The sequence below is a fragment of the Rhodococcus qingshengii JCM 15477 genome, from assembly GCF_023221595.1.
Classification (GTDB): domain Bacteria; phylum Actinomycetota; class Actinomycetes; order Mycobacteriales; family Mycobacteriaceae; genus Rhodococcus_F; species Rhodococcus_F qingshengii.
In genome coordinates this window covers 5,233,280-5,247,259 of record NZ_CP096563.1, presented here as the reverse complement: position 1 = coordinate 5,247,259, position 13,980 = coordinate 5,233,280, and the positions used below count along the sequence as shown (strand labels likewise).

The following is a 13,980-nucleotide window of genomic DNA, read 5'->3' as shown; positions in this document are numbered from 1 at the left end:
TGAAGGCCTTTCGCCTGTTCACTTCTCGTGTCAGCCCACTGCGCCTGGTGCGGCGACCTCGGTCAAACGGCCGTCCGAGAGCCTGAGCCAGCGTTCGACCTTGACCTCGGCCAGGAATCTCTCGTCGTGGCTGACCACCACGAACGCCCCCTGATATGCATTCAGGGCACTTTCGAGTTGAGCAACGCTCACCAAGTCGAGGTTGTTGGTCGGCTCGTCGAGAAGAAGCAGCTGCGGGGCCGGATCGGCGAAGAGAACGCACGCCAATGTAGCCCGCAGTCGTTCACCGCCCGAGAGTGCAGCGACGGGAAGATGAGCACCCGCACCCCGAAAGAGGAAGCGCGCCAGGATGTTCATGCGTTCCGGTGCCGGTAGGCCTGGAGCAGACAAGGCAAAGTTCTCTGCGACGGTGCGTGCGGGGTCGAGTAGGTCGAGCCTCTGCGACAGGTATGCCACTCGACCGTCGGCTCGCGTGATCTCACCGGAAGTCGGCGCCACATCCCCGTTGACGATGCGTAGCAACGTCGACTTTCCGACGCCGTTCGGCCCGGTCAACGCGATACGCTCCGGTCCTCGAATGGCCAGGTCGATTCCGGAGTCGGCGAAGATCGCATGATCACCGAACGCGAATTGCATTCGCTCACCGAGGAACACCGTCCGGCCGGCGGGTACATGTGTGCCAGGCAATTCGAGTGAAATCGTCTGGTCGTCTCGAAGAGCGCGGCCCGCTTTGTCGAGTCGTTCCTTCGCCGCGTCGACCCGGGCGAGGTGTGTCTCGTTGGCCTTGCCGGCCGACTCCTGAGCATTGCGCTTCATGGTCCCCGCAAAGATCTTGGGCAAGCCCGCGTTCCCGAGATTGCGGGCAGCGTTACTTGCGCGTCGCGAAGCACGTTCTCGGGCCTGCTGCAGTTCGCGCTTCTCGCGCTTGACCTCTTGCTCGGCGTTGCGGATGTTCTTCTCCGCCACTTCGCGAGCCGAGCGTGCCGCGGCTTCGTAGTCGGTGAAATTGCCACCGTAGAAGCTGATCTCGCCGCTGTGAAGTTCGGCGATGCGGTCCATGCGGTCGAGTAGGCCTCGATCGTGACTGACCACCAACAGACAACCACTCCAGTCGTCGAGAACGTCGTAAAGCCTGCGGCGCGCGTCCAGGTCGAGGTTGTTGGTGGGTTCGTCGAGGAGAAGGACATCGGGGCGTCGCAGGAGTTGCGCCGCCAGTCCGAGCGAGACGACCTGCCCGCCGCTCAGAGTGTCGAGGCGACGATCGAACGTCATGTCGCCCAAACCGAGTCGACCGAGTTGGGCTCGCGTTCGTTCCTCTATATCCCAGTCGGACCCGATTGTCGTGAAGTGTTCTTCTCGTGTGTCCCCGGATTCGACAGCGTCCAGCGCGTCAAGAATCGGGGCGATGCCCAAGACCTCGGCAATGGTCAGATCGCCCGTCAGTGGCAGGTCCTGCGGAAGGTATCCGAGAACGCCGTCGACGGACACACTGCCGGCGCGCGGCCGCAACTGGCCGGCGATCAATCTGAGCAGAGTGCTTTTCCCGACGCCGTTCTGGGCCACCAGCCCGGTTCGGCCGCCGGGCACGGTGAATGACAATTCGTCGAAGACCGGAGTGTCGTCCGGCCAGGCAAAAGACAGATTCGAGCAAACGATGTAGGTATCGGACATGAATAGACCTCAGGTGTTGTGCGGGCGCGGCAACGCTGCTCCGCGAAGAGTCGGGTAAGTGAACGACAACATGGCCACGACGGCAGCGCCCCGAGGCGTCTGCCGGTGGCCGTCATGCCCGGTTTTATCCGGAGATGTCGAGTTCACCAACCATGTCTGATCCTTTTTGGTCTGTGTTGTTTCATCCGACGATAACAGGAGCCGGTATCTACATACGAGCAATACCGGCGCAGAGAAGTTCGACCAGTCGTCGATACACCCGATCCGGGTCGGTGCCGGCCGGTTGTCCCTCTACCGATTCGAGGATGCAGAAGCCGTGCAGCGCACTGCGAAGAGACCACGCCGCCTGCTCCGAATCATCCGGGCTCAGACCGTATCCCGCGATCACCTTGTTGATGACGTCGACCACCTCGCCGACGGCGGAGACCAGATCGGGATGCGGAGCAGTGGGGTAGCGGTCGGTGATGGCGTAGAGCCCGGGGTGTACTCGGACGAACGCACGCCATGCGTCCGCGAGCGCCATGACGGCGTCGTCGCGCGAGAGACCGACCGCGGCGGCACGCAGTTGTTCGGCGAGAAGGCTGCGTGCGAGGAGGCTGAGTTGATGGTGGACGTCGTCGACCCCGTCGACGTGTTTGTACAGCGCTGACTGCCGGACGTCGAGGGTCTCGGCGAGTTGACTCAGTACCAGAGCGTCGGCGCCTTTGCTGTCGACCAGATCGGCTGCGGCAGCGATCACGCGTTCACGGGTAACCGGAGTTCTCATGCACGCATCTTCCCTGTATGACAGGCTTCGCGTCGGTGATACATTATCACCATGAGTGATGAAGTATCGCCACGCGAGCTGTCCGGCGATCAACTACGCCGTCGTGACCTGCGCGTAGTCGTCACCGGTGCATGCATCCTCGGGTTGACCTCGGTGCTCTACGAACTCTCAGGAGTGTCTCCGTCGACGGGTGCATTCTTTCGGTGTCTCTATGCGCTCATCCCTCTCGGCATGCTCGTGCTCGTTCAGCGTCGTCGGTCACCCCGGCCTTCGATCTCGGCGCCCTGGATCGTGAAGTCTCTACTTGCCGGCGCGTTCCTCGGAATCGATCTGGTGCTCTGGCACGAGTCGATTCATTCGATCGGGGCAGGTCTTTCGACTGTGATCCTGAATTTGCAGGTGCTGTTCGTCGCAATCCTCGGCTACGTTGTCCTGCGCCAACGGATCGGCCGGGAACTGGTCGCCAGCCTTCCGTTGCTCTTTGTCGGAGTTGCTCTGGTAGCCGGGGCGAGCACAACGCTCACCGGGTCGAATCCTGCTGTCGGAGTGTCGTTTGCCGTGATCGCCGCAGGCGCGTACGCGGTCTACATCTTCCTGATGGGTCTGGCTACTCGGGCGGCGGGCAGAACGGCGTTGCCGATGTTCGTCTCGACGGGAGCCACTGCCCTCACGGCAGGTGCATACGGCCTCGTGAGTGGAACTTTGGATCTGACACCGTCACTCGTAGCTCAAGGTTGGCTTGTGCTGCTCGCGTTGGTATCTCAGGTGATCGGGTGGCTGCTGGTAGCCAGCGCCAGTCAGCGTCTGCCTGCCAGTGCAGTCGCCGCCAGCCTCGTGTTGCAATCGGCGTCAGCACTGTTGTTCGGCGCAGTGCTGCTTGCACAGACCCCAACTCTCGTCCAACTTGCGGGTGCCGGAATGATTTTGGCCGGAGTGGTTGTGGCGACGCGGATACCCGCGAAGAAATCCTCGACGACTGTTGTCGGAAAACGAATGGAGACAAGCGTATGACCACGGCGGCTGACCACATCTACATCAACGGCGACATCAGGGCCATGGACGGTGCGGTCGGCGATAACGCCACCGCTGTGGCAGTCAAGGACGGCAGATTTGTCGCCCTCGGAACTGACGCCGAGATCTCGGCGCTGACCGATTCCGAAACCTCCGTTGTCGATCTCGCCGGAGCGGTGGTTGTTCCGGGGTTCATCGAGACGCACCTTCATCCGATGATGTGGGGTTTGATGCTCAGTGGGGTCGACGCAACGACGAATACGTGCCCGACCATCGAGAAGTTGATCACGGCGTTGGCCGCGCGGGCCGCGATCACACCAGTTGGCGAGCCCATCGAAGCGTGGGGCTTCGACGACAGCCTCGTGGCGGAAGATCGAGGCCTGACCGTAGCTGATCTGGACAAAGCCTCCACCGAGCATCCGATCCTGGTGCGGCACTTGTCTGCTCACGGGATCTATGTCAACTCGGTCGCACTGGAGAAGGCCGGAATCGATGCCACCACGGTCGATCCGGAAGGTGGTGTCATCGTTCGGGACAGCGACGGTGTACCCACCGGTGAACTGTGCGAGGTTCCGGCAATGTCTCTGGTGCACGGACTTGTTCCGGATATGAACCCGAACGCGTCCAAGATCGCGATGCTGCGCGCGCAGGAAGTCATGGCGTCGGTGGGCGTGACGAGTTTCCACGACATGTACGTCACGGCCGAGATGTACGAGGCGTACCGGCAACTCGACGCCGATGGTGACTTGAGGCTGCGTGCGCGCCTCTATCTCGGCCACGGGGTGCACGATCAGTTGGGTGAACTCGCCGATTCGACAGACCGAGTTCGTGTGGGCGGCGTCAAACTCATTTCGGACGGGTCGATTCAGTTGCACACCGCTGCGCTGACCGCGCCGTACCACGATCTGGGCGGATGCCACTGCGGCGGAATGGCAATCCCGGCAGGCGCGCTCGGGGCACTCGTCGAGGAACATCACGCTGTCGGCCGACAGGTTGCGATTCATACCAACGGTGATCAGGCCATCGATTTTGCATTGGACGCAATTGCAGCGGCACGGACGGCGCACCCGGACATCGAAGTTTCGCATCGACTCGAGCACGTTCAGACGTTGCGGGAAGATCAGATCGCGCGGATGGTCGAACTCGGGGTGGTGGCGTCGATCTTCGTGAACCACGTCTACTACTGGGGTGACCGGCACCGCGATCGTTTTCTCGGACCGGGTCGCGGCGAGCGGATCAGCCCCGTGGCGTCGGTCGTGGCGGCGGGGCTTGCCTACGCGCTGCATTGCGACTGCCCTGTCACTCCAGTGAACCCGCTCTTCACGATGAACACCGCCGTACATCGTGTGACGCGAGAAGGTCACGTTCTGGGTGCGGAGCAACGGGTTTCCGCGTCCGAGGCGCTGGCCGGCTACACAAGCGCAGCCGCTCGTCTCACCGGTGAGTCATCGGACAAAGGTCGGATAGCGGTGGGACTTTTGGCGGATTTTGTTGTGCTCGACGGAGATCCGCTGCGCAGCGATTCGACAGACTTGAATGAACTGTCGGTCCTGCGCACGGTTGTCGGCGGTGAGACCGTCTTCGGGGCGTAGATGCTCGTCGTTTTACCTTGGGATTGGGTGCCGGTAGTCAACTCCTTACCGGCTTCGCAACTGTAGATGCACGTGGGCCGGGGAGCGAATTTGCTTCCCGGCCCACAGCTTTGGATGCAGCGCGGGCAGTCGCGATTCGATGGTCGGACAAAGTTATTGGTGGAGTGCTGGTTTCGGAGCGCGCGAGAGTTTGTCCTGGCCGGCCGATCCGGCGGGGCGCAGCGATCGATGGCGCCCGTGTCCGTGGCGCTAGTGGACGAAATGCGGGGGTCTCGAAACGGCTCGATCCTTCTGTTTGCTCGAGGGTCGCTGTTCTCGGCGAGTTCGTTCGTGGATTCCCGGACATACCAAGAGTATCTAGAACTTGTTCTTGTTTGGATCGGAATGAATCGCCCGTTCGATCGCAGAACACTTTTGGGTAAATAGTTGCGATGCACAGCTAACTATTTCTAACGGTACTGGTCAGGGTGCAGAATTAGCCCTTGAGGGATGTCGAAATTCCTTCTGAACGTTTGACCAGTAAAACCGCCACAAAAGCTGATACGTGTGATAAAAATTGATCCGAAGCGGAGCGGTTGCTATGTATGAGCGAGGGCATGCACAGCGTCACGGTTCGGCTCGCAAGCTTTCTGCAACATGTTTGGCACCGATGGCGGATGTACCTCGTTCCGCCATCTCTTCACCCAATGCCCGGCAACGGGACAGACGAAATGAGTCTTCACATGCCTCGATTTTTCCCGGTCGGGGACGGACGAGAATCCCGTCTCCCCCGGCGCGCCACTGCTGTGTTGGCGGCTCTGCCGGCTGCACTGCTCCTCGCGACCTCGGGTGCGCTGCTTGCACCTGGTAGCGCCGCGGCCGCCCCGGGCGACGACATCACTGACCAGTGCCTGGAGATGTCCCAGAACGGTGGACCCTGGGTGAAGCCGGCGGCCTTCGATCCCAGTGGAACCGACTACATTCCGATCCCCGGTGACGAGGGCACGCAGTTGGCCTTCAATGTTCGTAATGTCTGCGACCTTCCTGCCACGCTCACTCTTTTCAGTGAGAGCTGGTCCGTCTCGGGCGGCGGCACTGCGACAGTGCGGGGCAAGCTCGACGGCCAGGTCGGCCAGCAGTTCGTGATCGGGCCGAATGCGAATTCGTCGACGCGGATCGAGCTGGTGAAAACGCCTCTCGCACAGAACGCCAACGTGATGGCTGGTTTCATGATCGGCATCCCTGCCGGCGAAGTTTTGCAGGGATACGAGATCAACCCCGGCTGGGGTCTCGTCCTGGTGGAGGGCGAGCCCGTCGTTGTTGCTCCCAGTGCGCCGACCGGTTTGACTCTGGGTTCGGCCGAAGTAGAGGCGGGCACACCCGTCAAGGTCTCCGGCAAGGCAGAGCCGAACAGTACCGTCACCGTGACCGGAGGCGGCGCCACCTGCACCGCAACCGCGGATACGAGTGGGAACTTCAGCTGCAACCTGACGATCACCACGCCCGGCAGTCATCCGATCACCGCCACGGCGACAAATGCGGGTGGGACCAGCCCCGCCTCCACGGCGGTCACGGTCAAGGTCACGGCGAAAACCACCGATCCAGGTGGCAGCAGCAGCGGTTCGCTCGGAAGTAGCACCGGTTCGCTCGGAAGTCTCGACCTGTTCGGCAGCCTCGGCGGATAACCACTCCGGCCCAACCGGCCACTTAGACCTCGCGATGCACGGGGCGATCTCGACCATCTCCGCGCATCGCCAACCTTCTCGGTCACCGAATTCAATTCGGCGGCTTCATTTCCCATGCCCCTTCCTGGGGCTGTTTCACCGGAGTGCACATCCGCACGGCCCGGGCTCAACCAAGCGCGTCGGATGTCCCGCCGCGAACTGCACAGGAGGAATACCAGATGAACAAGACCACAAAGGGTGCCATCGCCGCTGGTGCGGCTGCCGTTCTGCTCGCAGGCGGTGCCGGAACCATGGCCGCGTGGAACTCGTCTACCAACGGTGGCGCTCCGCAGACGGTTGGCGCCGGTTCGCTGTCGGTCGAGCAGGTCGGCGCCGGCGTGTGGAAGTGGGCAAACGGCAGTACCTTCAATCCCGCGAGCGACCTGATTGTGCCCGGTGATGTCGTCACCTACACCGCGAACTACAGCATCGACCTCGTTGGCACGAACCTGAAGGCGAAGTTGACGCCTTCGCTCACTGGGGTCACCGGAGACCTCGTCACGCTGAATCAGCTGACCGTGGCCCCGGCTAGTGGCACCGTGACTACATACACCGCCGGCCTGGATCAGGCGGCAACGTTCACGACCACCATCACATTCAACGCGGGGGCCGCGGGCGACAACACCGGTCAGACGAAGACCGCCAGCCTCGCCGGCGGCGCGGTCACCCTCGAGCAGACGCTCAACTAAGCCAAAGAAGGTCACGTGAAGACCCAGTACAAATGGGCGATCGCAGCGTCGTCGGTTCTGCTCATCGGGTTCGTCTCGGTGCAGCAGACCGGCGCGCTGTGGCGCGATACCGCAGAATCGACCGGCGGCACTATCCAGGCAGGCATGCTCGATATCTCTGCCGGCGGTGAAGGGGTCAAGCAGTTCAACCTCGATGGGTTCAAGTTGGACAACAAGGGCCCGGGCGACAGCATTCAGATGCCTCTGCCGGTGATCAACTCCGGCAACGTGCAGATGAACTACGTGCTTTCCGATGTTGTACTCAACGGCGCCACCCCACCGCCGCTGAGCCTGCGCGTGGCCAAGGTAGCCAACGAGGCGGCCTGCACCGCCACTGGCGACGTGGGCACTGAGCTCTACAACGGTGCCATGGACGGCGCGGCCTTTTCCGAACAGCTGGTTCCGGCCGGGCAGATGCAGGTGTTGTGCCTGCGGGCCACGCTGGGCCAGGGCGCGGCAGCGAGCCAGCAGTCCAACGCGACGTTCACTTTCGACGCAAGCTCAGTGAGCCAGTCATGACCGTCACCGCGAGAAGCCGGCGTGCAGGCGAACGTGCCGAGTATCGACCCCGGCACAGCGCACACGTGGAAACATCTGAGCGGCAACATGATCCCGAACAAGGCGGAGACGACAAGACCACCCTATGGTGGTGGACTCGCACCATCGTCTCGTGGGTACTGCTGCTGCTGATGGTCGGCATTCTCGCGGTGATGGTCGTTATCCCTCGACTCACCGGCTCCACCGCGTACACGGTTCTCACCGGTTCGATGGAACCGACCATGCCCCCTGGCACGCTCATCGTGGTCAAGCCGACCCCCAACGAGGATCTGACCACCGGGGACGTGATCACGTTCCAGCCCGTCTCCGGCGATCCAGCGGTGGTCACCCACCGCATCGAAGGCATCTATTACACGGGGGAAGGGGAGCGTCGCATCCACACTCGCGGCGACAACAACCCCGTCGCCGACTCGTGGTCGCTGGTGCCCGAGCAGATCCGTGGTCGGGTCATCTACTCGGTGCCGTATCTGGGCCGGGTGAACTCGGTGATCAACGGGCAATCGCGTTCGATTCTCACCACAGGCGTAGCTGCGGGCCTGGCTGTATATGCCGTGTGGATGGTCGTCAGTGGCATCCGCGACAAGCGGGGCAAGGCCGGTGACGACGAAAGTGGCACAGACCCGACTCTTTCCGGCCCTGAACTCGGCGCGCCGGTATTGCCCGCCGATCCATCGGCACCAACCTCCGAATCGAAATAGGACAGCAGAATGTCTACAGAACAGAAATCGGGCGGCGACGCGCGTCTCGGGGCGCGGATGCGAAGCCGTCTGGGCGAGACCGGTTGGATACGGACCCGGGCCGTGCTCTCACTGGGCATGGTCCTGGGCCTCGGAGCGGTCGGCACGATGGCGGCGTGGTCCGACAGCGCTACTGCGACCACCGGCATGTTCAGCACTTCGTCGGTCCAGCTGAAAGTCGACAACCAGCGGCCCGCACACCAATTCACCGAACTCAAGCGCAACAGCATGCTGCCAGGCCAGAGTGAGGCTGGGGCATTGACGGTTCAGAACACCGGAACTGCCAACTTCCAGTGGGCGGTATCGGCAACGGCCACGGGTTCGTCCGCGCTGATCGGGAAGCTCAAGGTTTCCCTACATCAGACCGGCGCCAACGACGGCAGTACCTGTTCAGGACCGATCATCGGGACGCAGCAAGCGTTCTCCGGGAACCCGACACTCGTCTCTGGCCGATCACTCGCTGCCGGTGTTTCGGAGCAGGTGTGCATCAAGGTGACCGTCGATTCGACCGCGGGTCAGACGGAGCAGTTCAAGATCGCCGATCTGGGCTTCAACTTCACCGCAACGGGGCAGTGATCATCGCGATGGACAGCACCGATGAGGAGGTGAGCGTGGGACGCAGTCGTGGCAAGGAAATTGCCTTGAATGTGGCTGCGGTCGCCGGGCTCATCTGCATAATCGCCACTCTCGCGTCCCTGATATTCGGGATCAAACCACTGGTGTTTCGCTCGGGTTCGATGGAACCTGCAATTTCCACCGGTGCGCTGGCGCTGGCGAAGACCGTGCCTGCAACTGAATTGGCTGTCGGCGACGTGATCAGCGTCGACAACGACCAAGGCGTGCGCATCACCCACCGCGTGGTCGAACTCGAATCGGCAGGAGCGGACACCGTGCTCGCCACGCTCAAGGGCGATGCCAACAATGTGGCTGATCGACTGCCCTACACCATCACCGAGGCCGACCGAGTGTTCATCAGCGTCGGCGGGCTCGGCTATGTCGTTGCTTGGCTTTCCAGCCCGCTCGCAACCTTCCTTGGCGGCGGATTGGTAGGCGCGGTGCTGGTCATCGCATTTGGACGAACTAAAGACCGGCGTCTGGAGAATGCCCGCGCCGCCACTACAAATGACGCCCGCGTCGATGCTGACGAAACCTGCGGGGAGCTTCAGGAGGCTCATAATGATTGAAATGCGACGGGCTAGCACCCGCATGAAGTCGCTGCGGTCGTTGATCGCTGTCGGCGGCGCTGCTGCAATGGCTTTCGGTCTGGCTCAGGCCACTGGGACGTTGGCAAATCCAACTGACGTGGTCAATTCGACTGGCGCACAGGTGGCGACGGGCAACTTCTATCCGACGCCGTTGACCTCGACTGTGAACTGCTCGACGTCGGGAGGAGCAGACCTATTGGGACGTAGAGCAAACCTGAGCTGGCCCGCGGTTCCAGGTGTCACGGGGTACAAGGTGGTTTTCGTGAGGAAATCCGATCCGAGCTACATCGCTCGAACGGATAATCTGTCGGCGAGCCAAACGTCCATCAGTGGAATTACCCATGGCAGTCGCAATGTGATGTGGGCGCGGGTGTACACCGTGAACGGGCCGGCAATCTCATCTGGTTTCATGTCGTCTGTCGAGATAACCCATAAGGACCTCGTAAGTAACAGGACCGAATGCGAGGGTAATCGTGGTCCGCAATTGGCTAACCAGGCCTGGGAAAATACCAACACCTGGAATCCGGCGACACCGGCACCCAACGGGGCGAACCCTCTGAGCAGGATGCAGGCCGAAGCGATGGTGCCGAACGAGCCTGATGCGTTGGAGACGACCACCACCCAAGCTCCGTCCACGAGCGAGACCGCCAATCCGACAACGTCTACCGAGCCGACCAGCACCACCGAGGCCACGACCACGACGGCACCGAGCACGACAACTCCGGCACCGACCACCCCGGAAACCACGTCGCCGGAGACCACTCCCTCGGCTGATCCGAAGCCGGTTCTGACGGACACAGTCGAGAGTGGCGGCCTCACCGGCGGCTGGACTGCGGGTGGTAACAGGGTTGCAGTGGTCGACGCCGACGGCAACGAACTCGCAAGTGGCCGTGTGGAATCGGGTTCCACTCTGCATTGGTACAACGGCCAGTTGTGGATTGTCGGGGCAACCGAGGTCTACCGCATCATGGAGTCACCGCAGGACGGCACATGGAAGTTCTACAAGGACAGCGGGCAGAACATGCCTGACTTCGGGTAGCGGCCAATCACTCGACGTCTGGACTGTGCCCCCGAGTTTCCGGACCCGGGGGCACAGTCGTAGCTGCGCATGTTCCGACGGTGTCGGGCAATCAGGTAACCGGCTGGTCGCCCGCTGGAGAGGTTTCGGCCGCCCGTGAACTGGATAAACCAACTGCAGACGGCAACGACGTGTAGAGATGCCTGAAGCGTTCGCAGTGGATTGGCACTTATTCGGGGCTCGAGTTATCTTACTGCAAAGTAAGTATTTGGTGTCGGCGTCGATTGGGGCTATGCCGACCTGAGTACAGGGATCGATATGCGGATGAACCTGGGGGCAGGTGTTCGGCGACGTCGTTGGGCGCGCGACGTATTGGCAGCCGCGACGGCATGTGCGCTGGCGATGTCCGCGTTGCTCTCGGTACAGATTTCAGCGTCGGCGTCCGAGCTGGACGAGTACGTGAATTTGCCTTTGGTGAATCGGAATGCCGAACACGGTCCGGGCGGTGTCCATCCCGCGTTGCCGACTGATCTCGGCACCTTGCAAGCCCTTGTGGAAGAAGCCCGCGCCAGTGGTCGCAGTCCGGAATCCTATGCGGCCTTGCTGTTTCAGTATCGATTGGTCGCTGCCACGGAAGCCGCCGGAATCGATCTCTCATCGTGGAATCCGCGCGCCGGAGTGTCGGCTAATCGCACGAACCTGGTGAAGTCGTACCGCTACTACGAGGATCTGCAACTCGGTCACCCGGAATTGCAGTGGGCGGGCATGGGCGGACAGGTTGGTGCGGACTTCGGCGGAGGACTGATCGACTTCGAACTGATGGCGGACATGTACTCGTTTCCGAATCTGCAATATGTTTCCAATTCGATAGTTTCTCAGGTCACAGATCAGGTTGGCGTGCAAGCGCTGAACCAATTGCCGGCAGGGCTGCGCGCACTCGCCGCGGTGGGCAGGAACGTCACAGCGGACGACTTGGATTATGTGCTGGGGATGATCCTGGTGATGCAGAAGAACATCTTCTCGGATCTGATGCCGATGCATCAGGCATACGTGGATGAAGGACTTCCCGCGCTGGAGGAAATGCAGAGTGCCGGATTGTTCGGTCAGGATGTCATGGACGCCTGGCGTGATGTAGCCTCTGGCGATTCGAATCGGATTGCACGTGGGAACGTAGCACTGCTCCAACGTGAGCAAGGGGTGATCATCCGCGACCAGTGGGATACCGTGCGCGCCTACAAAGGTGATGTGGGAGAAGCGATCACCTACGCATCGACCGTTGCCGGCTCGCCCTCGGTCGCCGGCGTGGTCCCGCTTCGCTCGTTCCGGCCCCTCGAGTTCACGACGACACTTGCCGACGGACGCACCGCGACAGTGACACTGCCCCTACCGGATTGGAACTGGTCGGTGTACGAGGACCGGTGGGACTACATCACCTCGCAGCTCTTGCCGAAGTACCGAGCGATGGTCGAAGAAGATTGGCCGCGGCTCGTAGCCACATTGAGTGTTCCCTACGAAATTCAATTGGAGAGTCACCGCCCGATGGTGACCCTCCCACAAACTCTCGAATCGGCCCTCTCCAGTTTGAAAGTGACGGTTCAGTGATGTCGTCGGCGACATTCCGAAGGTTGGCGCCGCTGGTAGCGCTGACCGTTGCGCTGGTCCTGCCAGCAACGGCTGGAGCTGAGGTGCCGGACAGTGATGCCCCGAAAGACGTGCAAACTCCTGTATCCGAGGAGTTTCGAACCGACACCCCAACTCTGGGAGAGGTATTCAACGGGTTCACCGTCGGTGCTCTCAGTTCGGGGGAGTTCGCATCCGAAGAGGAGATCTTCACTGCACTCACGCCCGATGATCCGTTTTACGACGAGCCGGTGTTGACCGGCGCCGAGCGTCCCGGTGATCTCCTGAAGTCGAAGAAGGTGGATGTACTGTTCACCGGATACAAACCGGGACAGCTCGACGCCTACAAGATCATGTACGTTACAACCGGAATCGACGGTTCGACGCCGGTGGTGAGCACCGGGATCATGATGATCCCTATCGACGGAACACCGGCATCGGAGAAGAAAGTCATCAGCTACCAGGAGGCCAACGACAGCGTCGGCGGCTACTGTCATCCGAGTTCGCACTGGACGGGCGGCGATCCGTTGGACGGCGCCTCCTGGTCGGCGTTGGGTCCGCTGGCACTGATGTTCGGAAAAGGCTATGCCGTAGTGATATCCGACGTCGGGAACAACGGAGACCGCGATCCTCACGGCGTCTTCGCGGGCAAGTTCGCGGGGCACGCGCAGTTGGATGCTGTGCGTGCAGCATTTCAGGTGCAGGATTCCGGGCTGAATCCTGAGGCGGAGATTGCGTTGTTCGGAATCGCTGGTGGTGGAGTCGGTACTGCATTCGCCGCCGAATCTGCGCAGTCCTACGCACCGGAACTCGACATCGTCTCGACAGTCCTCGAGGGAATGGTGATCAAGCCCCGAACATTCATGGAGACAACAGATTCCTCGGTCGGTGCCGGCTTCGGATTTGCGACGCTCCTTGGCCTCGAACCCTGGTACCCCGAGATGAAGTTGAACGACAAGCTCAATCCCGTGGGCCGAGCGATTGCCGACGTGTACCGGGATGAGTGCCAGATGCCGGCGTACTTCACGCTTCCGTTCGTACCGCTGGCGAGCCTTTTCGAGCCGGGAATCGATCCGACCACAGAACCCAGCTTCCAGCGCGCGTACGACGACAACGTATTGGGTCACGGTGCTCCGGCGTCGAAGGTATTGATAGCTTCGTGCGCAAAGGACGACTCCCCGATGTCACTTGTGCCGGCAGCTGATGCGCGAGAACTGGCGGACACGTACAGAAGCCGAGGGACGGACGTGAGCTATCAGCCCACGGACTGCAGTATGGATCGCGCATTCGCGGATCCATACGGTTGGGGAACTGATCTGTTCGGAATGCAGACGATCGACTGGATAGCCCACAATTTCGACAACTGAGTGA

13 protein-coding genes are annotated in these 13,980 nt (G+C 61.5%); 11 read left to right on the top strand and 2 right to left on the bottom strand.

All coding sequences use genetic code 11. From position 1 onward, the window contains the following. Nucleotides 1-30 precede the first annotated feature (30 nt). Nucleotides 31-1,671: an ABC-F family ATP-binding cassette domain-containing protein gene (locus tag M0639_RS24030; protein ID WP_058226218.1), complete on the bottom strand. Its 1,641-nt coding sequence runs from the start codon at nucleotides 1,669-1,671 to the stop codon at nucleotides 31-33. 208 nt (nucleotides 1,672-1,879) lie between these two features. Then, entirely contained in the window at nucleotides 1,880-2,437 is a 558-nt protein-coding gene (locus tag M0639_RS24025) for a TetR/AcrR family transcriptional regulator (protein ID WP_021332048.1), read from the bottom strand. Nucleotides 2,438-2,488: 51 nt separating this feature from the next. Between M0639_RS24025 and M0639_RS24020 the strand changes: the two genes are divergently transcribed. The 11 genes from M0639_RS24020 to M0639_RS23970 all read left to right on the top strand — a co-directional run bounded on the left by M0639_RS24020 (nucleotide 2,489) and on the right by M0639_RS23970 (nucleotide 13,976). Further along, nucleotides 2,489-3,448: a DMT family transporter gene (locus M0639_RS24020; RefSeq protein ID WP_064073462.1), complete on the top strand. Its 960-nt coding sequence runs from the start codon at nucleotides 2,489-2,491 to the stop codon at nucleotides 3,446-3,448. Beyond that, nucleotides 3,445-5,040 (top strand): amidohydrolase, encoded by a 1,596-nt coding sequence (locus M0639_RS24015; RefSeq protein ID WP_064073461.1) that lies wholly within the window; start codon nucleotides 3,445-3,447, stop codon nucleotides 5,038-5,040. Before M0639_RS24020 ends, M0639_RS24015 begins: the two co-directional genes overlap by 4 nt. A 722-nt stretch (nucleotides 5,041-5,762) precedes the next feature. Further along, entirely contained in the window at nucleotides 5,763-6,704 is a 942-nt protein-coding gene (locus M0639_RS24010; RefSeq protein ID WP_082893093.1) for an Ig-like domain-containing protein, read from the top strand. 218 nt (nucleotides 6,705-6,922) lie between these two features. Continuing rightward, nucleotides 6,923-7,432, top strand: coding sequence for an alternate-type signal peptide domain-containing protein (locus tag M0639_RS24005; protein WP_019745196.1), 510 nt, complete (start codon nucleotides 6,923-6,925; stop codon nucleotides 7,430-7,432). Between the two features lie 15 nt (nucleotides 7,433-7,447). Next, nucleotides 7,448-7,990 carry a hypothetical protein gene (locus tag M0639_RS24000; protein ID WP_019745195.1) on the top strand — a complete coding sequence of 181 codons (543 nt, stop codon included), beginning with the start codon at nucleotides 7,448-7,450 and terminating at the stop codon, nucleotides 7,988-7,990. A 65-nt stretch (nucleotides 7,991-8,055) separates the two neighbouring features. Beyond that, nucleotides 8,056-8,727: a signal peptidase I gene (locus M0639_RS23995; RefSeq protein ID WP_223304718.1), complete on the top strand. Its 672-nt coding sequence runs from the start codon at nucleotides 8,056-8,058 to the stop codon at nucleotides 8,725-8,727. Nucleotides 8,728-8,736: 9 nt separating this feature from the next. Beyond that, nucleotides 8,737-9,342 (top strand): SipW-dependent-type signal peptide-containing protein, encoded by a 606-nt coding sequence (locus tag M0639_RS23990; RefSeq protein ID WP_021332053.1) that lies wholly within the window; start codon nucleotides 8,737-8,739, stop codon nucleotides 9,340-9,342. A gap of 8 nt (nucleotides 9,343-9,350) precedes the next feature. After that, nucleotides 9,351-9,950 (top strand): signal peptidase I, encoded by a 600-nt coding sequence (locus tag M0639_RS23985; RefSeq protein WP_042453547.1) that lies wholly within the window; start codon nucleotides 9,351-9,353, stop codon nucleotides 9,948-9,950. Between the two features lies 1 nt (nucleotide 9,951). Further along, a complete protein-coding gene (locus tag M0639_RS23980; protein ID WP_231915055.1) occupies nucleotides 9,952-11,010 on the top strand; it encodes a hypothetical protein in 1,059 nt (352 codons plus the stop codon). Nucleotides 11,011-11,307: 297 nt separating this feature from the next. Next, entirely contained in the window at nucleotides 11,308-12,591 is a 1,284-nt protein-coding gene (locus M0639_RS23975; RefSeq protein ID WP_082893092.1) for a hypothetical protein, read from the top strand. Continuing rightward, on the top strand, nucleotides 12,591-13,976 hold the full coding sequence (locus tag M0639_RS23970) for a lipase family protein (RefSeq protein WP_371713539.1): 1,386 nt from the start codon (nucleotides 12,591-12,593) through the stop codon (nucleotides 13,974-13,976). The genes M0639_RS23975 and M0639_RS23970 overlap by 1 nt, the downstream gene beginning before the upstream one ends. Nucleotides 13,977-13,980 lie beyond the last annotated feature (4 nt).